23 protein-coding genes are annotated in these 22,358 nt (G+C 65.7%); 13 read left to right on the top strand and 10 right to left on the bottom strand.

Annotated features, from left to right (window positions below; genetic code table 11):
• Positions 1–3 precede the first annotated feature (3 nt).
• Positions 4–2,283 carry an alkaline phosphatase family protein gene (locus CAL28_RS05930; protein WP_094840414.1) on the bottom strand — a complete coding sequence of 760 codons (2,280 nt, stop codon included), beginning with the start codon at positions 2,281–2,283 and terminating at the stop codon, positions 4–6.
• A gap of 43 nt (positions 2,284–2,326) precedes the next feature.
• Positions 2,327–4,345 (bottom strand): alkaline phosphatase D family protein, encoded by a 2,019-nt coding sequence (locus CAL28_RS05925; protein WP_094840413.1) that lies wholly within the window; start codon positions 4,343–4,345, stop codon positions 2,327–2,329.
• A gap of 296 nt (positions 4,346–4,641) precedes the next feature.
• Here CAL28_RS05925 and CAL28_RS05920 point away from each other — a divergent pair, with 296 nt between their 5' ends.
• Positions 4,642–5,547: a 2OG-Fe(II) oxygenase gene (locus CAL28_RS05920; RefSeq protein ID WP_094840667.1), complete on the top strand. Its 906-nt coding sequence runs from the start codon at positions 4,642–4,644 to the stop codon at positions 5,545–5,547.
• Here CAL28_RS05920 and CAL28_RS05915 read toward each other — a convergent pair.
• Complete coding sequence (locus tag CAL28_RS05915) at positions 5,544–5,954, bottom strand: hypothetical protein (RefSeq protein WP_094840412.1); 411 nt, start codon at positions 5,952–5,954, stop codon at positions 5,544–5,546. The genes CAL28_RS05920 and CAL28_RS05915 overlap by 4 nt on opposite strands.
• A gap of 153 nt (positions 5,955–6,107) precedes the next feature.
• Here CAL28_RS05915 and CAL28_RS05910 point away from each other — a divergent pair, with 153 nt between their 5' ends.
• The 6 genes from CAL28_RS05910 to CAL28_RS05885 all read left to right on the top strand — a co-directional run bounded on the left by CAL28_RS05910 (position 6,108) and on the right by CAL28_RS05885 (position 11,052).
• The gene (locus CAL28_RS05910) at positions 6,108–7,043 is read left to right on the top strand and encodes an aldose 1-epimerase (RefSeq protein ID WP_094840411.1); all 936 of its coding nucleotides are present in this window, start codon (positions 6,108–6,110) and stop codon (positions 7,041–7,043) included.
• Positions 7,044–7,129: 86 nt separating this feature from the next.
• On the top strand, positions 7,130–7,744 hold the full coding sequence (locus tag CAL28_RS05905; RefSeq protein ID WP_094840410.1) for a DUF2946 family protein: 615 nt from the start codon (positions 7,130–7,132) through the stop codon (positions 7,742–7,744).
• A 10-nt stretch (positions 7,745–7,754) separates the two neighbouring features.
• Entirely contained in the window at positions 7,755–8,330 is a 576-nt protein-coding gene (locus CAL28_RS05900) for an NUDIX hydrolase (protein WP_440588353.1), read from the top strand.
• Positions 8,327–9,082 carry a leucyl/phenylalanyl-tRNA--protein transferase gene (gene aat, locus CAL28_RS05895; RefSeq protein WP_094840408.1) on the top strand — a complete coding sequence of 252 codons (756 nt, stop codon included), beginning with the start codon at positions 8,327–8,329 and terminating at the stop codon, positions 9,080–9,082. Before CAL28_RS05900 ends, aat begins: the two co-directional genes overlap by 4 nt.
• 60 nt (positions 9,083–9,142) lie before the next feature.
• Positions 9,143–9,886: an arginyltransferase gene (locus tag CAL28_RS05890; protein WP_094840407.1), complete on the top strand. Its 744-nt coding sequence runs from the start codon at positions 9,143–9,145 to the stop codon at positions 9,884–9,886.
• A gap of 116 nt (positions 9,887–10,002) precedes the next feature.
• Positions 10,003–11,052, top strand: a complete 1,050-nt coding sequence (locus tag CAL28_RS05885; protein ID WP_094840406.1) for a quinone-dependent dihydroorotate dehydrogenase — start codon at positions 10,003–10,005, stop codon at positions 11,050–11,052.
• 121 nt (positions 11,053–11,173) lie between these two features.
• Here CAL28_RS05885 and phaP read toward each other — a convergent pair whose 3' ends face one another.
• The gene (gene phaP, locus CAL28_RS05880; protein ID WP_094840405.1) at positions 11,174–11,758 is read right to left on the bottom strand and encodes a TIGR01841 family phasin; all 585 of its coding nucleotides are present in this window, start codon (positions 11,756–11,758) and stop codon (positions 11,174–11,176) included.
• A gap of 464 nt (positions 11,759–12,222) precedes the next feature.
• On the opposite strand from phaP, the gene CAL28_RS05875 reads away from it, so the two are divergent.
• Complete coding sequence (locus CAL28_RS05875) at positions 12,223–13,200, top strand: tripartite tricarboxylate transporter substrate binding protein BugD (protein WP_094840404.1); 978 nt, start codon at positions 12,223–12,225, stop codon at positions 13,198–13,200.
• A gap of 143 nt (positions 13,201–13,343) precedes the next feature.
• On the opposite strand, the gene CAL28_RS05870 is transcribed toward CAL28_RS05875, so the two are convergent.
• The 3 genes from CAL28_RS05870 to CAL28_RS05860 all read right to left on the bottom strand — a co-directional run bounded on the left by CAL28_RS05870 (position 13,344) and on the right by CAL28_RS05860 (position 16,095).
• Positions 13,344–14,225 carry an IclR family transcriptional regulator gene (locus CAL28_RS05870; protein ID WP_094840403.1) on the bottom strand — a complete coding sequence of 294 codons (882 nt, stop codon included), beginning with the start codon at positions 14,223–14,225 and terminating at the stop codon, positions 13,344–13,346.
• Positions 14,226–14,463: 238 nt separating this feature from the next.
• Positions 14,464–15,273, bottom strand: coding sequence for a competence/damage-inducible protein A (locus CAL28_RS05865; protein ID WP_094840666.1), 810 nt, complete (start codon positions 15,271–15,273; stop codon positions 14,464–14,466).
• Between the two features lie 21 nt (positions 15,274–15,294).
• On the bottom strand, positions 15,295–16,095 hold the full coding sequence (locus CAL28_RS05860; protein ID WP_094840665.1) for an EI24 domain-containing protein: 801 nt from the start codon (positions 16,093–16,095) through the stop codon (positions 15,295–15,297).
• 59 nt (positions 16,096–16,154) lie between these two features.
• Between CAL28_RS05860 and CAL28_RS05855 the strand changes: the two genes are divergently transcribed.
• Positions 16,155–16,535, top strand: a complete 381-nt coding sequence (locus tag CAL28_RS05855) for a thioredoxin family protein (protein WP_094840402.1) — start codon at positions 16,155–16,157, stop codon at positions 16,533–16,535.
• A gap of 22 nt (positions 16,536–16,557) precedes the next feature.
• Here the strand turns inward: CAL28_RS05855 and CAL28_RS05850 are convergent, their stop codons facing one another.
• The 3 genes from CAL28_RS05850 to CAL28_RS05840 form a co-directional block, all read right to left on the bottom strand.
• Positions 16,558–18,015, bottom strand: coding sequence for a DEAD/DEAH box helicase (locus tag CAL28_RS05850; protein WP_094840401.1), 1,458 nt, complete (start codon positions 18,013–18,015; stop codon positions 16,558–16,560).
• Between the two features lie 231 nt (positions 18,016–18,246).
• On the bottom strand, positions 18,247–18,576 hold the full coding sequence (locus CAL28_RS05845) for an AzlD domain-containing protein (RefSeq protein ID WP_094840664.1): 330 nt from the start codon (positions 18,574–18,576) through the stop codon (positions 18,247–18,249).
• Between the two features lie 8 nt (positions 18,577–18,584).
• Positions 18,585–19,331, bottom strand: a complete 747-nt coding sequence (locus tag CAL28_RS05840) for an AzlC family ABC transporter permease (RefSeq protein ID WP_254925997.1) — start codon at positions 19,329–19,331, stop codon at positions 18,585–18,587.
• Between the two features lie 137 nt (positions 19,332–19,468).
• Here CAL28_RS05840 and CAL28_RS05835 point away from each other — a divergent pair, with 137 nt between their 5' ends.
• The 4 genes from CAL28_RS05835 (at position 19,469) to CAL28_RS05820 (ending at position 22,316) form a co-directional block, all read left to right on the top strand.
• On the top strand, positions 19,469–20,389 hold the full coding sequence (locus CAL28_RS05835; protein WP_094840399.1) for a branched-chain amino acid transaminase: 921 nt from the start codon (positions 19,469–19,471) through the stop codon (positions 20,387–20,389).
• A 121-nt stretch (positions 20,390–20,510) separates the two neighbouring features.
• A complete protein-coding gene (locus CAL28_RS05830) occupies positions 20,511–20,723 on the top strand; it encodes a zinc-finger domain-containing protein (protein WP_094840398.1) in 213 nt (70 codons plus the stop codon).
• A gap of 58 nt (positions 20,724–20,781) precedes the next feature.
• Positions 20,782–21,204 (top strand): nuclear transport factor 2 family protein, encoded by a 423-nt coding sequence (locus CAL28_RS05825; protein ID WP_094840397.1) that lies wholly within the window; start codon positions 20,782–20,784, stop codon positions 21,202–21,204.
• A gap of 14 nt (positions 21,205–21,218) precedes the next feature.
• Positions 21,219–22,316 (top strand): YheT family hydrolase, encoded by a 1,098-nt coding sequence (locus CAL28_RS05820; protein ID WP_094840396.1) that lies wholly within the window; start codon positions 21,219–21,221, stop codon positions 22,314–22,316.
• Positions 22,317–22,358: the final 42 nt, after the last annotated feature.

Here is a 22,358-nt window from a genome sequence, read left to right as displayed (position 1 = left end):
GTTTCACTTCACCGCCCAGACGCTCACCTGCGTCTTGTCCGGGCCGATCTGCGGCGGCGTGGCCGCATCGGTCGACTGCTTCTGGCGATAGTCGGCTGGAATCACGTAGGCGTGATTCATCGGACGAACCGAGTCGAAGTGCGTGTCGCCGCTGTTCGCATACTCCGGCAGGACCTGCAGGTGTTCGGCGATGAACTTCTCGGTGTACTTGGCGCGGTTCATGTACGAGCCGTCGATGGCCGGGTCGGCCAGCTGGAACATGTCCTGCATGGTGCGAACGAAGGAGAAATGGCTGTATGCGTCGCTGTCGACCACGCCCTTGGGCGCGTTGGGCTGGTTGGTCACCACCAGGAAGATCGAATTGCCGTGCCCGTGGTTGCCTTCCGTGTAGTTGACCACCGAGGGGTCCGGGGTAAAGCTGCCGTCGGGGTTCTGCTTCAGCGGCTGCGATACCGTGCTGTTGCTGACGTTCCAGCCGCAGCAGGAATTGAAGCCGCTGCTGGCGGTGGCCTCGTCGAACATGATGACGATCGCCGAGCGCTGCTGGGTGTTCTTCCACACCCGCGACCCCTGGATCTTCTTGATGATGTAATCGACGTAGTTATCGCCGCGGGTAATGATCGCCGGGGCGGCGCAGTCCGTGATCGGCGCGCCGCCGGTCGTCTTCACCGTCGTGCCGTGCATGTCGTCGCACTGGTCCGGGATCAGGAAGTTCAGCGCGCCGACATCGCCGCTGTCCAGGTCCTTGCCGAACTGGTCTACCTCATAGTTGGCGGGAACCACATATTTGGTGCCGTTCTGCATATTGGCGTCGAACTGTCCTCCACCCAGGGTGCGATTGCTGAAGAAGAAGTCCGGCAACAGGCGCGCGTCCTGGTAGGGCATGGCCGGATGGTGCTTCGTCCGGTACATATTGCTGGCCAGGGGCACCGTGCCGCCCGACGGGATGGGGGTGGGGTCGTTGCCTATGCCGTTCGGATATGCGGTATCCACACCGGTGATGGCGGCGTCGGCGACACTGTCCGTACGGGGGTCCTGCCCGGGGTTCATCGTTTCGCCGTAGACGCGCCAGTTCATGCCGGCGTTTTCCAGCGCCGTGAACAGGTTGGGCGCCGTAATGTTGTGGTTGGTGCCGTTGCAATTGGCCGTCGCGTTGAAGGGCGAAGACACCAGGCCCGGCTTGTCATGGGTGGGCAAGGGGTCCTTGGGCGCGTTGGCGCCGGTGGCGCTGCAGTTCCACTGCGAATCGTCGGTGATGCCGAAGTCGTCGCCGCCGCCGACCGCGGTGTAGTTGGGTTCGCTGGGCTGGCCGGTCGAAAAATAATTCGTCAGCTGGTTGTTCTCTTTCAGGTACTTGGCGATCTTGGGCGCGTAAGGCTGGTTGAGAATCGTATTCGAGCCCTTGTTTTCCAGGAACAGAACGAATAGATGGTCGTAGCGTGGGATGCCCTCCACGTTGAAGGCCGCCTGTTGCGCCTGCAGGAAGGTGATCGGCTTGCGGGTCTCCGGCGTGGTCGCCGTCTCGGGCGTGACGTTGATCTTATTGGTCAATTCCGGATCGCCACCGGCCACGGCCAGCGCATCGGGATACAGGTCCCCGCGATCGAGCTTGGTCGTGGCGTAGGTGTAGCGGCTGCCCAGCTGGTTGGCTTCGAACAGCAGCGACGTACGGGTGGCGCCCTGCGTGGCGTGCACGTCGACGATGACGTCGGCGGCCTGCACGTTCAGGCGGGCGGCCAGGTTGGCCTTCTCCGCGGCATAGCTGCTGTCGTCGTCCTCGACCATGCGCTGGATTTCGCTGGACATCGGGCTGATGACGATCTTGCCGGCCCCCTGGTCCTGGATCTCTTCGGCTGAGACGCGCAGCGCCATGCGCCTGGCGACTTTCATTCCGCTGGCGCTATTGACCGCGTCGGTGCCGACGTCGGCCAGCAGCGCCGCCACCGCCGGGGCCTGCAAGGAGAAGGCGCCGTTGCCGTTGGTGGTTACCGGGTTCTCTTCCGGGTCGCATTTGCCGTTGGTGTTGGCATCGATACAGACCTTGGCGTTCTGGAAATAAGCGGCATCGATGTTGGGATTCGTCGTGCTGCCCGGCTGGTAATTCGAGCCAGTCACCACGCCCTGCATGGTGACGGTGGCAGGCGCGTCGTTGCTGGCGGCGGGACTGGACGAATTGTCGTCGCCACCATTGCAACCGGCCAGGGCCAGCGCCGCGGCGATCGCCGTCAGCGAGGCGTAAAGCGGCGCGCGCCGCGAGTCACGAGAGTGCTTGGATACGATCATGGACCTTTCCCTCTACGGAATGAGGTGTACGGAATGGACGGATTCAGACGGCCAGGTTGACGGCGGGCACGCCCGTGTCGACCGTCACGGTCGTGGTGCCGGCCACCGCCGGCGCGGCGGGCAGCTCGCCATTGACCAGCGGCTTCATCTTGCGGAAATCGCAGGTCAGCCGGTCCGCGGTCAGCGTCACCACGGCATAGCCCTGGGCGTCGGTATCGACGTACTTCAGCCACGCGTTGAAGGTGGACATCGTGCCGTTGAGCTTATTGGTCACGTTCTGGTAGACCAGCGGCTGCAAGCCCGCCAGCGAGGGCTGCGCGTGGACTTCGTCCACGTAGAACCTGAACAGCGAAGTACTGGACACACCGGCCGTTACCAGGTCCACCATCACCGGCGTCGGCGAGCTGGCGTCGAAATCGTCCATGACCGGGCCGGAGAAGAACGCATGGATGTCGCCTGTCAACGCCACCACGTTCGGAATGGTGTTGTTCTTCAGGAAGGCCATCATGTCCTTGCGCTCGGCGTTGTAGCCGTCCCACTGGTCCGCGTCGAACAGGATGACGTTCAGGAACGACACCGGCGGCAGCATCGCGTTGATCGCCGCGACGGAAGCGTTGACGGCGTCCACGCCGAATGCCGTGTCGAACAGCGCATGTATGGCGGTAAAGGCGCCAGGCAGCGTGCCCGAGGTCTTGATCGCCTGGATGTCCTGGCGAACGGCCGGCAGAATGGCCGTGTTGCGCAAAGGCGCCAGGTCGCCCGGGTCCGTCGCCACGATGGCATCGGTGACCAGTTGCACCACGGCCTCCTGGCCATCGACCTGCATGCGCAGCAACGACACCTCGTTGCCCCACAGGCGCCAGGCGGTCTTGGGCTTGCTTGCCAGCATCTGGTCCTTCCACCAGGCCAGCTGCGTGCTGCCCAGCATGGACTGCGTACCGCCCGCGGCGATCTTGGCCTGCTCGGCGGCGGCCAGCGTGTCCCGCCCGACCAGGTAACGGCTGCCGAGGAATCCGCCGGTCGCCGATTCCGGAATGACATGGTCGTCGCGGTACAGGCGTTCGTCGGTCATCACCAGCGTGGCCAGCGAGCCGAAGGTGAAGGAACGGTAGATCTGGATGTTCTCGAAGGACGGATTGTTCAGGTCCAGCGTGACGTCCGCGGGCATGAACTCGAACCACGCCTGGCTGGCGCTGCGGCGGCGGGCGAGCTGCTCGGTCTCGTCGTCCGTGGCCGTGTAGGTCTGGTGATCCTGCCAGGCATCGTCGGAGAACTCATGGTCGTCCCATATCGCGATCATCGGAAAACGCGCGTGCAGGGCCTGCAGCCGAGGATCCGAGCGATAGCTCTTGTACAGGGCACGGTAGTCCGCCACCGTGGTGGCGTAGACCGACCCGTCGTCCAATTTGGTCCCGTTGGGCAGGACCAAGGGCGCATGCGTCTTCTCGGTCTGGCCGGTCAGCACGCGGGCGGGGAGGCTTTCGTAGATGTAGTCGCCCAGATGGACGACGAAGTCCAGGTCTTCATTCAGCATTTCGCCGAACGCCGCCCAATGGTTGGCGTTCCAATCCTGGCAGGCGATGAAGGCGAACTTCAGTTGCGCGACGCCCGCGCCATCCGCCGGCGCGGTTTTGGTGCGACCTGCCATGCTGGTGACCGTGCCCGCGACGAAGCGATAGAAATACGTGGTCGTGGGTTCCAGGCCGACGACCTTGTGACGCACCGTGTAGTCCCACGACGGATCGGCCTCGATCGTATCGTTGACCAGCAAGGCCGAGAACGTATCGTCCGTGGCGACCTGGACGATTACCTTCACCGGGTCCGTGCCGTTGGCGCCTTCCACACGGGTCCAGAGGATGATGCTGTCGGACCGGGGATCCCCCGATGCAACGCCCTGCGCGAAAGACACCGGCGCGGGATTGCCGGGGCCGGCCGGGGCCGTCTCGCTGCTGCTGTCATTGCCGCTGTCGTTATTGTCGCCTCCGCACGCGGTAAGCGTGCCGGTCATGGCGACCGAGACAGTCAGGAAGCTGCTCCACTTGATGAAATTTCGACGGTCCATGTTCACGGATGTATGGGTTGTCGATCGTCGAACCGTTTGAATGCGCGAACGCAAGGACCGCCGACCGGATTGGAAGTGCGGCATTACCCCATACGCACATTGCGCAGCGGTTACACAAAATCGCGCTTGTGCATGACACTGCCACAATGCGTTCAGCCATTCGCAAGCAGTTCATCGCCAAGTCGTCATATCGCGCGCATCGGCGGGAAGCGTCGTCATCGTCGTGGCTTCCCGTCGTCGTGCTTCGGAAGCGGGACAACGATGGCCTGCAACATGCGGGACATACCATCGTCCCCATGGCCATCACTGTCAGATTCTCCGATCAGGTGCGCGACTGGATCGCGCACAACCTCCACCGCGGTGTCGCCGCGCGGGACATCGTTTCCGAATTGATCACGCATCGCACGGCACCCGACCTGGCCGCCGCAATGGTGGGCGCCGTCGCGCACGCGCTGGCGCACGGCACGCCACTGCCGGACGGAAAGCTGGTGCTCGATGCGAACGTGGACGGGGAGGCCGCGCCTTCCGCCTATCGGCCGGACGCCATGCGCCTGGCGGCAGGACCGCTGATCCGCACTCCCGACCGCGATGTGCGCGTGCTCGCGCGCATGGTCCGGCCCAGTACCGCGATCCTGGCCGACGTGTTGGATACGGACGAATGCGCGCAGCTGATCGCCGCGGCGCGGCCGCGGCTGCGCCGATCGCTAGTGGTGGATCCCATAACGGGCCTGGATGTGGCGAAGGACCACCGCAGCAGCCTGGGCATGTTCTTTCGCCTGGGCGAAACGGCATTGATCGAGAAAATCGAGCGGCGCATCGCCTGCCTGATCGACCGCCCCGTGGAAAATGGCGAGGGGCTGCAGATCCTGCACTATCCGGCCGGCGCGGAAAGCGCCCCGCACTTCGATTACCCGATGCCCGCCAACGAGGCCAACCGCGAGTCCGTGGCACGCAGCGGCCAGCGGGTATGCACGCTGATCATGTATCTCAACGACGTTCCAGCCGGCGGTGAAACGACGTTTCCGGAGTCGGGCTGGTCGGTGTCGCCGCGCCTGGGCCACGCGGTGTACTTCGAATACGGCAACGCGGCCGGACAAACCGACCCGGCCTCGTTGCATGCGGGCGCGCCGGTGCTGGCCGGCGAAAAATGGATCGCGACGAAGTGGGTGCGCAGCCGCCGCTTCGTGCCGCGCGGCGCTTAGTGTCCGTAGCGATTGTCCTTGGCGCCACGGCTTCCGGCCGTGCCGCCCGCCGGGTCGCCGAGCGAGCCGGGCGCACCCTGGCTGCCCTTGACGGTGCCCTGGGCCGGCAGGCCGGACGAGGGGCCGCCCGGCGGCGATACGGACGTGGGTGGCGTCGCGGTGCCCGGCGTCACGGCCGGCGTACGGGGCCGCTGCGCGTTCGGCCCCATGTCCGACCCGGGCACGGGCTGGTTCAGCCCCGTCCCGGCGGGTTGATTGCCCGGCATGAGGGGCCGTGAGCTTCCCGACGACGATCGCTGGTCCGCGGCCTGCACGCCGGATACCGCCCACGGCGCCATCGTCAATGCGATGGCGGCGGCGATGCAGATCAGGACGCGCGCCGGCGGATGTTTTTTCGCCTTTTTCATGATGAGGCTCCATGTGTGGGGACCGGAGGCAGCCGGCGCGGGACCATGCGCCCCACGCGGCGCGACCCATGAGCGCACCGCAAAGCGTGTTCCCGCCGCTTCGGATGGGCATACCTATAATCGCCCGATGAACCGCAACGATCCCGCGCCCGTATGAACGAGGACAACAACACGATACTGCGTCTGCAGCACGGCGATGCCAGCGTCGATATCTGCCCCCATCTGGGCGGCACCCTGCTGCGCTATACATGGCGCGGCGTGCCCATCCTGCGGCCCAGCGACGGCGTACCCGGGATCGCCCGCCTGACGGCCTGCTATCCGCTGCTGCCCTTTTCGAATCGCCTCGCGGGCGGCAGGCTCGCGTTCGGCGGCAGGGTTTATGCCATTCCGCGGACCGTGGACTACGCGCCCCTGCCCATGCACGGAGTGGCCTGGCAGCTCCCATGGCAGGTGCAGGCCAGCACCCGCGCCAGCGCGGACCTGGCGCAGGCGTACACGCCCCGCGGCACGGAACCCGGATGGCCGTTCCCGTACACGGCCCGGCAGGTTTTCCGGCTGGACGACGACGGCCTGCACATGACGCTCTCGATCCGCAATACCGGCGCGGAACCGCAGCCGGCCGGCCTGGGTTGGCATCCGTATTTCCCGCGTACGCCGCGAACGCGGGTGTGGGCCGATGTCGGCGACATGTGGACCAACGATGACGCCAACCTGCCGCTGCGCCTGCAGCCCGCCCCGGCTGCGCTGGCATCCGGCATGCTGGCCGAACACGCCAGCTACGACAATGTCTTCCGCGGCTTCGGCGGCCACGCGGCCATCGCCTGGCCGGAACGCGATACCGCCGTCACGCTGCGAGCCGACGCGACATTCAGTCATCTGGTCATTTTCACGCCGCCCGGCAAACCCTATCTGGCGGTCGAACCCGTTTCGCACATGACGGACGCGTTCAATCGCTATACGGCCGCCGGCGGCACGGGCAATCCCGGACATGACGCGGACACCGGCACCGCGGTGCTGGAGCCTGGCGCGACGCTGACGGGCGGCATGTCGCTATGCCCCTCGACGCTGCGCGACGCCGGCATCGCCTGACCCGCCGGACGCCGCCATCGCGGCATATCGATACACCCCGTCGCGAGCGACACCGCGCACGATGAACACTTACCCAGGAGACCATCATGGACGCCTCCGTACTCGACGCCATCGCCCGCTGGCCCAATGTACCCGCCGTGGCGGGCTGGCTATCGCTGAATGCCGCGGGCCAGTGGCGGCTGCATCCGGAAGGCGACGCGGCGCGCGGCGGGGCGGGCGTATCCATCGGCAACCCCGCGATCCTGGCCTACATGGCACGCAACTACGATCACGACGACCTGGGACGCTGGTTTTTCCAGAACGGTCCGCAGCGGGTCTATGTCCGGCTGGATGCGGCGCCCTATATTCTTCGCACCGGCGCCGATGCGTCCACCCTGGAGACCCACACCGGCCTGCCGGTGCACGAGGTAACCGCCTGGTACCTGGACGAATCGCACCGGCTGTATGCACGGACCGACGCCGGCCCCGGCATGGTCGCAGGACGCGATGTGCCGGCCCTGATGGACGCCATGCGGCTGGAAGACGGAACCGACGCGCTGGAAGCGGCAGCCCGGCTGGACGATACCGGCGGCCTGCGGGTGCGCCATCCGGTATCCGGCAGCGCCGTGCCGCTGCGCCGCGTCCATCGCGACGCCCTGGAACAGGAACTGGGTTTCGTCGCCAATCCGCTCCCTTCCCCTGCCGACCGGGCTAGCCGTTAGAATCGGCATCATGAGCGAAAAGCCCACCCACTATTTCCCGGCGCCCCGCCGTGCCAACTTTTGCAGCCAGTGCGGTTCCCCCGTCAACCGGCGTGTGCCGGACGGCGATAACCGCGAACGCGATATCTGCGATCACTGCGGCGCCATCCATTACCAGAATCCCCGTGTCGTGGTGGGTACCCTGCCGGTCTGGGAGAACCGTATCCTGCTGTGCCGTCGCGCGATCGAGCCCCGCTACGATACCTGGACCCTGCCGGCCGGCTTCATGGAACTGGGCGAAACCACGGCCCAGGGCGCGGCGCGCGAAACGCTGGAGGAATCCGGCGCCCGGGTGGAATTGGGCCAGCTGTTCACCGTCATCGACGTGCCCCAGGTGGATCAGGTGCATATTTACTATCTGGCCCGCGCGCTCAGCCCGGACCTCGATCCCGGGCCGGAAAGCCTGGATGCGCGTTATTACGACGAATCCGAAATCCCTTGGGATGAGCTGTCGTTTCGCACGGTGGTCACCACGTTGCGGCACTTCCTGGAAGACCGCCGCCGCGGCGTCTTCGGTGCCCATCGCTATTCGCTAGAACATCATTGAAGCTGCCCTGGGTTGATCCCGATACGCCTCTGCCGCCGGTCGAGTGCGCGATGAGCGACCCCGACGGCCTGCTGGCGGCCGGCGCCGATCTGTCGGTGCAACGGCTCACGGAAGCCTATTCGCGCGGCATATTTCCCTGGTATTCGGAGGGCGAGCCGGTCCTGTGGTGGTCGCCCGACCCGCGCATGGTGCTGGCCTGCGACGACTTCATCGTCTCGCATTCGATGGCCAAGCTGCTGCGCCGGCTTGCCCGCGAGGAACAGCAGCCCCATCCGCGCGTGCAGGTGCGCGTGGACACCGCGTTCGAGCGGGTGCTGGCGGCCTGCGCCGCGCCGCGCGATCGGTTGTCCGGCACATGGATCACCGAAGACATGCGCGACGCCTACGCCGCCTGGCACCGCGCGGGCGCGGCGCACAGCGTCGAAACCTGGGTGGACGGCGAACTGAGCGCGGGCCTGTACGGCATCAGCCTGGGCGGCATGTTCTATGGCGAATCCATGTTCACCCATGTCACCGATGGTTCGAAGATCGCGCTGGCGCACCTGGTGCGATTTTTGCAGAATCACGGGGTTCCATGGATAGACTGCCAGCAACAGACCCGTCACCTGGCCACCCTGGGCGCGCGCCCCGTGCCCCGCGCGCGCTTCGTGGCCCGCGTGGCGGAATTGGTAACGTTGCCGGCGCCGCCCTGGCAGTGTGGCAGGCTCGACACGCATGGACGCCTGCTGCCTTTAGCCGAGACGACGTCCTAGCGCCTTAGGCGTTATCATGTCCGCAGCGCCACAGGGCCTCACACCTGCTGGCGAGCGCGCATGAGCCAGCTAAAAGAACTCCCTTTTTCCACCCTACAGTTCTATGCCACGGCCCCCTACCCTTGCAGCTACCTGCCTGGGCGCCAGGCGCGCTCACAAGTTGCCGCGCCCGGGCACCTGATCCACGCCGGCACGTATTCGCAACTGGTGGAACAGGGCTTCCGGCGTAGCGGCCTCTTTACCTATCGGCCGCACTGCGACGGTTGCCAGGCATGCATCCCGGTGCGCGTGGATACCGCGCGCTTTGCGGCCAGCCGCAGCCAGCGGCGCGCATGGAAGCGGCATGGCGATCTGCGCTCCTTCGTGGCCGAGCTGGCGTGGTCGCCCGAACACTACGAGCTCTACACCCGCTACCAGCAGGGGCGCCACCCGGGGGGCGGGATGGATGAGGATAGCCGGACGCAGTATGCGCAATTCTTGCTGACCAGCCGGGTCAACACGCGCCTGGTGGAGTTCCGCGCGCCCGACGGCACGCTCGCGATGGTCTCGATCATCGATGTGCTGGACGAGGGGCTGTCCTCCGTCTACACCTTCTATGACCCGGAACTGCCGGGCAGCCTGGGTACCTACAGCATCCTGTGGCAGATCGAGCAGTGCCGCGCCCTGGATCTGCCCTGGCTATATCTGGGCTACTGGATCGCGGCCAGCCGCAAAATGGCCTACAAGGCCGGTTTCCGGCCCGCCCAGTTGCTGATCGACGGCAACTGGCGCGACCCGCCCGCCGAGGACGATACGGCGTCCTGACGCGCGTCCCGCGGCGCCCCCGGCGCTCTCGCGGCCCCGCCCCGGCTCGCACCCGCGTGCGCTGAAACCCGCTCGAACGCGCCATACGCAGGCGGATCGCTCTACAATGCCGCCCCATGTCTATCCTGTTCCAAGCCTATCCCCTCGCGCGCCGGGCGCTGTTCGCCATGGACGCGGAAACCGCCCATGAAGTCACGCTGAAAACGCTGCAGCGCGCCTACGATTGCGGCGCGACCCGTTCGCTGATGCATGCCGCGCCGCTCGCTCCCATCACCCTGATGGGCCTGCGCGTCCCGAACGCCGTCGGCCTCGCCGCGGGCCTGGACAAGAATGGCGCCCATATCGATGCGCTAGGCAACCTGGGCTTCGGCTTCGTGGAAGTCGGCACGGTCACGCCGCGTCCGCAGCCGGGCAATCCCAAGCCGAGGCTGTTCCGCCTGCCCAGCGCCAACGCGCTGATCAACCGGCTGGGATTCAACAATCTGGGCCTGGACGCTTTTATCGCCAATGTGCAGCGCAGCCAGTGGCGCGCGCGCGGCGGCATTCTGGGCCTGAACATCGGCAAGAACGCCGACACGCCGATCGCCCAGGCCGCGGACGATTATCTGAAGGGCCTGCGCGGCGTTTTCCCGCACGCGGACTATGTGACGGTCAATATTTCGTCGCCCAATACGCAGAACCTGCGCTCCCTGCAGGGCGGCGACGAGCTGAACCACCTGCTGGAGCGCCTGCGCGAGACGCGCAAGGAGCTTGCCGATACCCGTGGCCGGGATGTGCCGCTGGCAGTCAAGATCGCCCCCGACCTGGACCCGGAGCAGGTCGACGCCATTGCCGATATCCTGCCGCGCTATGGTGTGAACGGCGTTATCGCGACCAATACCACGCTGTCGCGGGCGGCCGTGGCCGGCCTGCCGCATGCCGAAGAGGCCGGCGGCTTGTCCGGCCCGCCGGTGCATGAACTCAGCCTGGCGGTCATCTCGCGGCTGAAACAGCGGCTGGGATCTGCCTTGTCCATTATCGGCGTGGGCGGCATCCATAGTGGGCGCCAGGCCGCCGAAAAGATGGCCGCGGGCGCGGATGCGGTGCAGTTGTACACCGGGCTGATCTATCGCGGGCCGGCCCTGGTCCGCGAATGCGTGGACGCCACCGCCGTACGGGCACGGTAGCGCCCCGGCGCACCACAAAAAAAAGGGCCGCCCATTAAGGCGGCCCAGCTCCAGCTCTGCTCAAACTGGTCTACCACGATAGCACCCGCGGCAGCGGGGCGCCGATGCCGGCCCGAAAGACTCAGGCGGCAGCGCGGCGGCTACGGGGCGATGCAACCTTATTGGCGGCGTCGGCGGCATCCGAAGCAGCCTTGAAGGTCGCGTTGGCGGCGGCATTCAAATTGGATTCGGCGACTTCGGCGGCCTGCTTGGCGGCCTTGCTCATCGAATCGTACGCGCTGGTGGCGGTCGCCAGCGAAGACTTGATCAGCGCGACGGCACCTTCCGTGCCGGTCGGGGCGTTCTTGGCCAACTGATCGATGGCTTCGGACAGCTGCGCCTGGTTGTCGGCGATATGCTCTTCGCCCAGCTTGACCAGTTCGCCCTGCACGCCGGCGACGATGTCATACACATGCTTGCCGTAGGCCAGCGCCTTTTCCGCGCTGGGTTGCACCAGGCCGGTGGAGAAGGCCAGGGCTTCCTGCGGGTCCTTGACGTCGGCGGCTTGCTGCGAACGCAGCGCGACTTCATCGATCGAGGCCTTGATAACCTTCAGGTTCAGGTCCACGAGTTTCTCGAAGCCCGCGAAAAGCGCGGACTGCGTGGCGATCAGGGTGTTGATGCCGGCCTTTTGACGGGCAAAGACTTGTTGCGGAATAGCGCTCATAGGGAATCTCCTCGAGTTGCCCCTTCGCAGGGGGCGCAAATGGCGGGATGCGGAAGAAGATGCGAGGGTTCCATACTGCCGAAACACCCCAGGCTCGCGGCTACCACAATTCCCGAGCCGTTGTGCACTGCACAATTCACATTTTAGACATAGCCGGTTCGATGTCAAGCACTTTTGGTGCGCCGCAACAAACCCACACAATTCGGCGGGGTATCGCGTTCCGGCACCACGGGACTATCGCTTCCGGGGCAGCATGGCGCTTCAGTATGACGGCGCATCGTGACAGCGCATCCACCGGCGAAAGATAGAGAGACCGTGAAAAGGGCGCAACATGGGGAAACAACTAGGGTGACGCGTCCCTGCTTATTGCCTAGACTGGCATGCAGAGTAGGCCCGTAGAGGCTCTCGTAGCGATTGCACTTGCACCCGTATGCGGGTATGCACCCGCAAATTGAGGAGACAACATGCCTTTCCGATCCCGTCGGCTAGCTGCCGTTCTTGCGGCTGTCGCGCTATCCGCGGCCGGTGCCGCCCAAGCAGAGTACCCGGACCACGTCGTCAATATGGTGGTCCCGTTCGCCGCCGGTGGGCCTACCGACAACGTCGCGCGATCGCTGGCCGAAGCCATGCGCCCGTCGCTCGGCCAATCGATCATCGTGGAAAACAAAGGTGGCGCCGGCGGCACGATCGGCACCACCTTCGCCGCGCGGGCGCCGGCGGACGGCTATACCGTCCTGCTGATGCACGTGGGTTTTTCGACGGCGCCCTCGCTCTACAAGGACCCCGGCTACGACCCGTTCAAGAGCTTCGAACCGATCGGCCTGGTGGTCGACGTGCCGATGACCATCCTGGCGCGTGACAACTTCCCGCCGAACAACATCAAGGAATTGGCCGAGTACGTCAAGAAGAACGCCGACAAGATCACGCTGGCCAACGCGGGCATCGGCGCCGCCAGCCACCTGTGCAGCGTCATGCTGAACGAGGCCTTCGGCGTGCAACTGCTGACAGTGCCCTACAAGGGGACGGCCCCTGCCATGAACGACCTGCTGGGCAAGCAGGTGGACATGCTGTGCGACCAGACGACGAACACCACGCAGCAGATCAACGCGAAAAAGGTGAAGGCGTATGCGGTCACCAGCCTGAAGCGGGTTGCCACCCTCCCCGACCTGCCGACGATGGACGAATCGGGCTACAAGGGGTTCCAGGTCGGCATCTGGCACGGCATGTGGGTGGCCAAGGGCACGCCCAAGCCGGTGGTCGACAAGCTGGTCAAGGCCCTGCAGGCCGGCGTGAAGGACCCCAAGTTCCAGGAGCGCATGCAGACGCTGGGCGCCACGGTGCTGGTGGACGACGCCAACCCGCAGGCCCTGGATGCCAAGGTCAAGCAACAGGTGCCGCAATGGGCCGAGTTGTTCAAGAAAGCAAATATCGAAAAACAATAACATCCGCCGCGCGACCCGCGTAGCGGGACAGCGCGTGAACCCCGGTCCGCCGGGGTTCGTCGAAAGCCCGGCCCGTGCTTGCACCGTCCGGGCTTTTTTTATCGCGGGCCCCCACGGATGCCATCCGGGCGGGGACAACGGGTTCAGGCGGCCTGGGCGCCATCCTGCCGGCCGGCCACCGCGCCATCCACCTCAGTCTGGCCGAACGCCGTTTCGGCGACGCGGACGTCATAGCCCAGCGATGTGGAAATCCGCGCGGCCGTGTCCATCAGGCGCGCGATCCATTCGTCCTGCATGCGTTCGGCGGGCGCCGAAATCGACAGCCCCGCGACGAGCTTGCCGCTATCGTCATGGATGCCGGCGGCGATGCAGCGCACGCCGACTTCCAGTTCTTCGTTATCGCGTGCATAGCCGTGGCTGCGCACTTTGGACAGCTCTCGCTCCAGCAGATCCAGCCGTGTCAGGCTGTTGTCGGTATGGCCCTTCAGCCCGGTGCGCAAGGCGTAGGCGCGGACCTGCCTGGGTTCGGCCATGGAAAGGAAGAGCTTGCCGGTCGACGTCAGGTGCAGCGGCGCGCGCCCGCCGATGGCGCGCACCACCTGCATTCCGGAGCGTTCGCTCCAGGCCCGGTCGATATAGACGATCTCGTCGCCCTGCTGCACCGAGAGATTGACCGTCTGGCCGGTCAGCTCGTGCAGATCGTGCATAGGGGCCTTGGCCGCGTCGCGCACGTTCAGCCGCCCCTTGACCAGGGACCCAAGCTCCAGCAGACGCATACCGAGCTGGTACACGCCGTTGTCCACCCGTTCGACGTAGCGGCCCACGACCAGATCGTTCAGGATGCGGTGCGCCGTGGACGCGTGCAGGCCCGTCGTTGCGGCGAGCTCTTTCAAGGTGACCGGTTCGGGCTGGGCCGCCAGCGCATCGAGCAGCCGCATGGCGCGTTCGATGACCTGGATCGCGATGGTCGCGTGGCCATCGCCTGGCTGATGGGCGCTGCTGGCTTGGGATGAGGGGCGGGTCATAAGCTCTGCGCGCCGGTCCCGCGTAGTCCGCGCGGGAAGCACGGCAATGCGGCGGCGCAATATTTCGTTATTTCCCGTATTGTGAAATACGTGGCGCGCTTTGGCAACCTGAACCGCCGCCCGGGAGCCGCGGGGAGCCAGGCCGTCGGAGTTTCTTGCCACACCAAGAGGCCATGCGGATGGGCAAGGGGCCAGGCTGGGGACGGCTGCCGTCACGCCCCCGGGTGAAGCGGACGGGTCAGGCGGACGGCGTCAAGCGGCCACCCAGGCGCTCTACTTCGGCGCGAAGGTAATTCATCGCTTCTGCCGCCGCGTCCGGTTCTCCCTTGACCCCAAGGTCGATGTGGGGCGATTTGCCGTCTTCGCCCACGCTGGGCAGGCTGAACGCCTTCACCCCGGGCCAGCGCGCCTGGATTTCCTCCATGACGGGCGCGATGCGGGATTCGGGCAGGCCGTAAACCAGGAAGGCATGCTCGGCATGTGCCGTTTGATGATGCAGATGGCGGTATCGCGTATCGAGCGTCCACTCCAGCATGGGCCAGGCCATGACGGGAAAGCCGGGCACGAAGGTATGTTCCCGGATGAAAAACCCCGGGATCCGGTTGAACGGGTTGGGAACGATCTCGGAGCCCTGGGGAAAGCGGCCCATTTCCAGGCGGCGTTGGTTTTCCGGGGTACTCATATCCGTGCTGCCCTGCCCTTTCGCGGCCATTTCGGCGCAACGCAGCGTGATCTCGCGTTCGGCATCGGGATGCAGCGCCAGCGGCAGATCCAGGGCCGCGGCCGCCGCCTGGCGGGTGTGGTCATCCGGCGTGGCGCCGATACCGCCGCAGGAGAAAACGATATCCCCGCTGGCGAAGCTGCGCCGGTAGGCGGCGACCAGGGTGTCCCGGTCATCCGGCAGGATTTCGGCCCAGGCCAGTCGCAACCCGCGCGCGGATAGCAATTCCACGACCTTGGAAAAATGCTTGTCCTGCCGGCGACCGGACAGGATTTCATCGCCGACGATGATAAGGCCGACGCGGGGCGTCGCGGGATCGAGAGACATTTCGGATTCCATCAAATAAGGTCAGCGGCCCATCTCGATGACTTTTTCCTGGCGCAAGCGCTGCAGGGCATCCAGGCCGTAATGCGCGAAGACCAACGCCGAAAACACCGGCAGGAATACCCAGGCGGGCGGCAGCAGATTGATCAGCGAGCACACCAGCCCGATGATCCAGAAGCCCGTATTGTGCCGGCGCATCAGGATGCGCCTTTCCTCCGGGCTGGCGTGTTCGACGATGGCATCGATGCGCATCATGCGCGAAAACGCGAAGGCCCACCAGAAGATGGACAGCAGTACCGCCATGGGAGGCACCAGCCATAGCGGCAGGGTCAGCAGCCATCCCAGCGCGAATGCCAGGCTGACCCATATGGCGTTCCAGACACTGACCGCGGTACCGAACTTGCCCTGTTTGCCGACGGCCGCGTATTCCCGTTCGCCGACGTGGCGCAAGACCAGCGGCATGACGAAAATCGCCGCGATGGCCAGGCCCAGGATGCCGGACACCGGCAGCAGGATGGCCGCCGCCACCACGGGCACCAGGTACACCTTCAGTGAAAACAATCCGACCGCAACCAGCCATTCGTCGACGCTGTTGACGACGCTCCATTGCGACGCCTCGTCGCGCAGCCAGTCGGTCAGGGGCGTCCAGCAGAACCACAACAGCAGGATCGCGCCGATCAACGCGATCAGGAAAGGTAGCAGCACCGCGAACAGCATGGCGGGATGGCATTGCGATACCGCCGCGCGCCTGAAGGCCTGCCAGACGCCGGCCAGGCCGGCTGACGCGGGCGGCGGATTCGTCGGGGAATAGGGGGAGGCGGGCATGAGGATCGTCCGGTTGTGCATCGCAGGTATGATAGTTAAATACTTCCGCTGCTGCCGATATGTCAGTCCTAGAACCCGGTAAAGATCGTGCCGCCCTGCGTGGCCTGCTTCAACGTCCCGACATCGACCTGGTCGCCTGCTTCTGCGCCGCCTGGTGCGATACCTGCCGCGAATACCGGCCCAAGCTGGAACAGCTCGCCGCCCAGGCCGATACGGCGGTCTTCGTCTGGATAGACATCGAAGACCATCCCGAACTGCTGGGGGAGGAGGAAGTGGAAAACTTCCCGACGCTGCTGGTGCAGCGCGCGGGCAAGACGGTTTTTTTCGGCCCCATGCTGCCGCACATCGGGCATCTGGAACGGCTGATCGCGTCCTTGGGACCGGACAGCGCCACGCTGCCTACCCAGCTGCCCGATATCCGCGCGCTACTGGCGGAATAGGCCGGGCAAACGATTCAGGGGTTCAGGAAGGCTTGCGCGTGCCGCCCAGCAGCACGGCCACCTTGCGTTTGGATGCGGCGGCCCGGTCGGCCGGCGCGTCGCCCTCGGGATTGGATTCCGGCGCGGGGTTGCTGGGCACGTAAGGCTTGAAGAAGAAGTCGTCCACGGGTGCCTGCCGCGCGCCCGATTCGCCATAGCGCCGTTCGCCGGACGAGCGCCCGCGTGGCTCGCGGCGGTCGCGGGCACCGCGCGCTTCATCGCCATGACCGTGGCTACGGCTGCGCGAAAGCAGCTCAGCCGGCACTTCTAGCTTGCCGCGCGGCACCGGCCGCTTGATCAGTTTTTCGATATCCAGCAGCAGGCGTTCTTCGCTGGGGGTGAACAGCGCGATGGCTTCGCCGGAGGCGCCGGCGCGGCCCGTGCGGCCGATGCGGTGCACGTAATCTTCGGCGTTGTACGGCAGGTCGTAATTGATCACGCAGGGCACGCCCGCCACGTCCAGCCCGCGGGCCGCGACGTCCGTGGCCACCAGCACTTCGAGCTGTCCCGCCTTGAAGGCATCCAGCGCCTTCATGCGATCGGCCTGGCTTTTATCGCCGTGGATGGATTCAGCCTTGATGCCGTCGCGCTCCAGTTCGCGCGCGAGCCTGGCGGTGCCGATCTTGGTATTCGAAAAAACGATGACCTGGTTCAGATTGCGCGACTTGACCAGGTGAACGACAGCGGCGCGCTTTGCTTCGCTGCTCATTTCGTAGGCGATCTGCGTCACCGTGTCCGCCGTGGCATTGCGCGCCGCGACTTCGAGTTCGACCGGGTGGCTGAGATACGAACGCGCCAGCTTGCGGATTTCGTTGCTGAACGTCGCGGAAAACAGCAGGTTCTGGCGCTGCTCGGGCAACAGCCTGATGATGCGTTCCAGGTCGGGCAGGAAGCCCATGTCCAGCATGCGGTCCGCTTCGTCCAATACCAGGATGCCGACCTGGCCCAGATTGACGTTCTTCTGCTCGACATGGTCCAACAGCCGGCCAGGGGTCGCGACGAGGATCTCGCAGCCGTTGCGCAGGCTTTCCTTCTGCGGCCCGATGTCCACGCCGCCGAACACCACGGCCGAACGCAGCGGCGTGCGCTTGCTGTAGCGCTTGACGCTTTCGGCGACCTGGTCGGCCAGCTCGCGCGTGGGGGTAAGGATCAAGGCCCGCACGGGGTGGCGCGCCGGCGAGGCGCTGCTATTGGCCATCGGCATCAGCCGGTGCAGGATGGGCACCGTGAACGCGGCCGTCTTGCCGGTACCGGTTTGCGCCGCGCCCATGACGTCGCGCCCGGCGATCACCACGGGGATGGCCTGCGCCTGGATGGGGGTGGGAACGGTGTAGCCGGTTTCTGTAATCGAGGCGAGCAGCAGTGGATGCAGATCGAAGTCCGAAAACGCGAGTGTCGGCGCATCCGTTGAAGGTGCTGCGGAAGGATTGGTTTCAGTCATGGGGTAGGCAGATACCGGTGCCACGTGCAAGCACGAAAACAGAAGGAATCAGGCCCGGATTGCTGTGGATAAGTTCATTTTAGCGCAGGTAGGACTCCACGCCAGTTCTGTAGCGAATTTATTCGGGACGGAACGCTGACCGGGCGGGGCCGGTCAAGCGCCCGCTGGCGGGGCGCTCGCCGCCCGAACGGCGGCGCGAACGTTCCTGCACAGCCGCCATACACCCCGTGGCTAAGGCGCCAGCCAGCGCAACCCCCACAGCACGAGCATGCCGCTGACGATGACGAGTACCGCGCTGCGCGTGCGCAGGAAAACCAGCACGCCGACGATGCCGGCCAACAGCTTCATATCCAGCAACGGCCCGACGCCTGCCCGCCACGGCAGCAGGTCCGGGATGATGATGGCCGTCAGGGCCGCCGCCGGCGCATAGCGCAGGGCGCGCCGCACGCTGTCGGACAAGGGCAGGTAATCCCCGAACACTTGATAGCCGGCGCGGGTGATCAGGCTGCAGAGGGTCAATAGCGCGATGGCGGCATAGACATATGCGTCCTCGGATGCCATGTCCAGGTTCATGCGCGGCCCCGCGCGCGGCGTTCCACCAGCATGCCGGCCGCCACGCCGGCAAACACCGCGGCCGCCAGCCCGAGCCGCAAGGGAAAGACCTGGCCGAACCACGCGGTCGCCGCCGCGGCCGCCATCGCCGCCAGCATCGGCCGGGTCGTCGCCAGGGGCACCACGATGGCAAGCAGGGCCAGCACGGCGGCGAAATCCAGCGACCAGGCGGCCGGCACCAGCGAACCCAGGTAGATGCCGGCGATCGACGTTCCCTGCCAGACGAACCAGCTGGGCGCGATCGTCCCGATGAAGAACCAAAGCTGTTCGCGCGTGCCGCGCACGCGCGCATCGCCGTAGCGCGGGATGAACAGCACGAAACCCATATCGGTGGTGAAGTAGCCCAGCGCCAGGCGGCGCGGCCACGACAAGTGGCGGAAAAACGGATGCAGCGCCGCGCCGAAAATCAGGAAACGCAGATTCACGACGAAACCGGCGGCGAAGATCAGCCACAGCGGCGCGCCCGTAGCGATCAGCGGCAGCGACGTCAACTGCGCGGATCCGGCATACAGCGCCAGCGACATCAGCAGCGCCATGTTTTCGGACAGCCCCGACTTGACCATGGCGATCCCGGTCACCAGCCCCCACGCGCCGGTGGCGACCATGGTAGGCGCGACGGCGCGCAAGCCTTCCCTTGCCGCGGTCCAGCGCGCCTGGCGGACCGCAAGGCCTTCGGAATCGGAAACTGCCGGTTCGGACGACAAGGACTGACCTGAGCTGGAAGGGAAACCGGCCGCGCGGCCGGACAAAAATGCACCGCGGACGGGCCCGGGGCGCACTGGAATGGGGCATATTGTAGCCGGCTGCTTGATACAATACGGCCCACTCAAGGAGAACGAACATGTCGATGGCCGACCGCGACGGATTCATCTGGTATGACGGCAAACTGGTTCCCTGGCGGGATGCCACGACGCACGTCCTGACCCATTCGCTGCATTACGGCCTGTCCGTGTTCGAAGGCGTCCGTGCCTACAAGACGGATGGCGGCACCGCCATCTTCCGGCTCAAGGATCACACCAAGCGGCTCTTCAATTCCGCGCACATCTACCAGATCGCCATCCCCTTCGACGCCGAAACCCTGGAAGCCGCGCAATGCGAAGTGGTGCGCGCCAACCAGCTGGAATCCTGCTACCTGCGTCCGCTGGTGTTCTACGGCTCGGAAAAGATGGGCGTGTCGCCCAAGGGGGCCAAGGTCCATGTGGCCATCGCCGCCTGGCCCTGGGGAGCCTACCTGGGCGAGGAAGCCCTGGCCGAAGGGATACGCGTCAAGGTCTCGTCCTTTGCGCGCCAGCACGTAAACGTGACCATGCCGCGCGCCAAGGTGGCCACCACCTATGCCAATTCCATCATCGCCAACGCGGAAGCGCTGCAGGACGGCTATGACGAAGCGCTGCTGCTGGATACGGAAGGCTTCGTCGCCGAAGGTGCCGGCGAAAACATCTTCATCGTCAAGGACGGCGTGGTCGTGGAACCCGAAATCGCCTCGGCGCTGACCGGCATCACCCGCTCCACCATCCATGCCCTGGCGGCGGACCTCGGAATCCCCGTCCTTACCCGCCGCCTGACCCGCGACGACGTCTATATTGCCGACGAGGCCTTCTTCACCGGCACGGCGGCCGAGGTCACCCCGATCCGCGAAGTGGACAACCGCCGCATCGGTACCGGCCGGCGCGGCCCCGTCACGCAGCGGCTTCAGCAAGCGTTCTTCGATCTTGTGCAAGGCCGCAATGCCAAATACCAGCACTGGCTGACCAAGGTTTGACCCGAGGGGATGGGCCGCGCCACCGCCGGTCAATGACTGCGGGACGCACCTACTTACCCGGATATCGATTCCTCCGCTATCGTTGCGCTATTCATCGCACCCACCGTTTTCAGGAAACACCATGACCTCTGCCGCCACCGCCTCCAAGCACGAAACCATCGAGGTCGGCGCCGAAGACCTGCCCGTTTACTGCCCCGGCCCCAAGGCACCGCTCTGGAGCATGCATCCCCGCGTCTTTCTGGATGTGGCTCACACGGGTTCCGCGCGCTGTCCCTATTGCGGTGCCGAATACCGGCTGAAGCCTGGCACCCCGGTCGGCGGCCACGGGCACTGAAAGCCCACGCCTGTCCCACCCCTTTCGTCCACTTCGTTTTCCGCTCGCCACGCCGCCCATGTTTGCCACGCCGCAAGAAACCGAAGACGCCTTCTACGAGGCACTGGAACATGCCGACCTGACCCGCTTGATGCAGGTCTGGGCGGATGATGAGGAAGTCGTATGCATCCACCCGGGTGGGCTGCGCGTGGTCGGCCTCAAGGCGGTGGAAGAATCCTGGCGGGCCATTCTTGCCGCCGGACCGCTGCACATCCGGCCGATGCAGCCCGTGGTAATGCAAACCATCGCCAGCGCGGTACATATCCTGGTCGAGCACGTCGAAACCGCGCGCGGCCCGCATGACGGCTATGTCAGTTGCTACGCCACGAACATCTATCACAAGGGAGCGACGGGTTGGCGCCTGGTCATGCACCACGCATCGGCGGCGCCGGCGGAAGCCGGACTGCTGGATCTGAGCGACGTTCCCGGCATGCTGCACTAGGCGGGTAACAGCTTTTGGCCACCGCTCGCCTGGATACCACTCCCTGCCCCGTACCGCGCTGGTTGCCCGATGGGCATAGCCAGACCTTGTACGCCGCCACCCTGGCCCGCTATCACCGCATCGCCTTCGTGCGCGAACGCGTCGATACGCCGGACGGCGATTTCATCGACATCGACTGGACCGGCCCCGGCTTGTTCCCGCATAAATCCGCGGACGGCCAGCCGGCGACGGCGCCTCCGGTAGTAACGGCCAAGACCGCGGCGGCACGCTGGATCACCGAAGCCGATTGGGCATCGCTGCCCCAGTTGCCGGGCACGCCGGCACTGGTGCTTTTTCACGGACTGGAAGGCGGCAGCCTGAGCCGCTATGCGCAAGCCATCGCCCAGCATTTCCGTGCCCGCGGATGGATCGTGGCCATCGCGCATTTCCGCGGGTGCTCCGGCACGCCCAACCGGCTGGCGCGCGCGTACTATTCCGGCGACTCCGACGAAGTGGGCTTCATGCTCGACAGCGTTCGCGCGCGTGTGCCCCATGCGCGCTGGCATGCGGTCGGCGTCTCGCTGGGCGGGAACGCGCTGCTGAAGTACATCGGCGAACAGCAGCAGGCGGTGGACTGGCTGGCGGCCTGCGCCGGCATTTCAGTCCCGCTGGACCTCGTCGCCGGGGGCAACAGCCTGTGCCGCGGGTTCATCAATCGCCATGTCTACAGCGCCTATTTCCTGCGCACCATGAAGCATAAGGTGCTGGAAAAGGCGCGCCGCTTTCCCGGCGCCATCGATGTCATGCGCATCGCCCACGCGCGCAATCTGCGCGACTTCGATGACGCATATACGGCACCGATGCATGGATTCCGCAACGCCCTGGATTACTGGACACGCGCGTCCAGCAAGCCGTGGCTGGCCGCCATCGCGGTCCCCACGCTGGTGCTCAACGCACGCAACGACCCGTTCTTCCCGGAACCCGCGCTGCCCGGCCCGGCGGACTGCTCCGCCAAGGTACTCCTGCATCAGCCCGCGAATGGCGGCCACGCGGGCTTTCCCACCGGCGCCTTTCCGGCACATCTGGGATGGCTGCCGCAACGCCTGGGCCGGTTCTTCGAAACCGGCACCTGAGGTCCGGCCAGCGCGGTCCGCCCGGCCTTGCGTCTTCAACGA

It is taken from the genome of Bordetella genomosp. 11 (assembly GCF_002261215.1).
In the GTDB taxonomy this organism is placed as follows: Bacteria; Pseudomonadota; Gammaproteobacteria; order Burkholderiales; family Burkholderiaceae_B; genus Bordetella_C.
Note: the sequence above shows the minus strand (reverse complement) of the source record. Positions and strands in the feature narration are given on the sequence as shown.

Coding starts and splice junctions, on each gene's coding strand:
- CAL28_RS05930 (WP_094840414.1), bottom strand. CDS start 2,283: ATGATCGTATCCAAGCACTCTCGTGACTCGCGGCGCGCGCCGCTTTAC.
- CAL28_RS05925 (WP_094840413.1), bottom strand. CDS start 4,345: ATGGACCGTCGAAATTTCATCAAGTGGAGCAGCTTCCTGACTGTCTCG.
- CAL28_RS05920 (WP_094840667.1), top strand. CDS start 4,642: ATGGCCATCACTGTCAGATTCTCCGATCAGGTGCGCGACTGGATCGCG.
- CAL28_RS05915 (WP_094840412.1), bottom strand. CDS start 5,954: ATGAAAAAGGCGAAAAAACATCCGCCGGCGCGCGTCCTGATCTGCATC.
- CAL28_RS05910 (WP_094840411.1), top strand. CDS start 6,108: ATGAACGAGGACAACAACACGATACTGCGTCTGCAGCACGGCGATGCC.
- CAL28_RS05905 (WP_094840410.1), top strand. CDS start 7,130: ATGGACGCCTCCGTACTCGACGCCATCGCCCGCTGGCCCAATGTACCC.
- CAL28_RS05900 (WP_440588353.1), top strand. CDS start 7,755: ATGAGCGAAAAGCCCACCCACTATTTCCCGGCGCCCCGCCGTGCCAAC.
- CAL28_RS05890 (WP_094840407.1), top strand. CDS start 9,143: ATGAGCCAGCTAAAAGAACTCCCTTTTTCCACCCTACAGTTCTATGCC.
- CAL28_RS05885 (WP_094840406.1), top strand. CDS start 10,003: ATGTCTATCCTGTTCCAAGCCTATCCCCTCGCGCGCCGGGCGCTGTTC.
- phaP (WP_094840405.1), bottom strand. CDS start 11,758: ATGAGCGCTATTCCGCAACAAGTCTTTGCCCGTCAAAAGGCCGGCATC.
- CAL28_RS05875 (WP_094840404.1), top strand. CDS start 12,223: ATGCCTTTCCGATCCCGTCGGCTAGCTGCCGTTCTTGCGGCTGTCGCG.
- CAL28_RS05870 (WP_094840403.1), bottom strand. CDS start 14,225: ATGACCCGCCCCTCATCCCAAGCCAGCAGCGCCCATCAGCCAGGCGAT.
- CAL28_RS05865 (WP_094840666.1), bottom strand. CDS start 15,273: ATGTCTCTCGATCCCGCGACGCCCCGCGTCGGCCTTATCATCGTCGGC.
- CAL28_RS05860 (WP_094840665.1), bottom strand. CDS start 16,095: ATGCCCGCCTCCCCCTATTCCCCGACGAATCCGCCGCCCGCGTCAGCC.
- CAL28_RS05855 (WP_094840402.1), top strand. CDS start 16,155: ATGTCAGTCCTAGAACCCGGTAAAGATCGTGCCGCCCTGCGTGGCCTG.
- CAL28_RS05850 (WP_094840401.1), bottom strand. CDS start 18,015: ATGACTGAAACCAATCCTTCCGCAGCACCTTCAACGGATGCGCCGACA.
- CAL28_RS05845 (WP_094840664.1), bottom strand. CDS start 18,576: ATGGCATCCGAGGACGCATATGTCTATGCCGCCATCGCGCTATTGACC.
- CAL28_RS05835 (WP_094840399.1), top strand. CDS start 19,469: ATGTCGATGGCCGACCGCGACGGATTCATCTGGTATGACGGCAAACTG.
- CAL28_RS05830 (WP_094840398.1), top strand. CDS start 20,511: ATGACCTCTGCCGCCACCGCCTCCAAGCACGAAACCATCGAGGTCGGC.
- CAL28_RS05825 (WP_094840397.1), top strand. CDS start 20,782: ATGTTTGCCACGCCGCAAGAAACCGAAGACGCCTTCTACGAGGCACTG.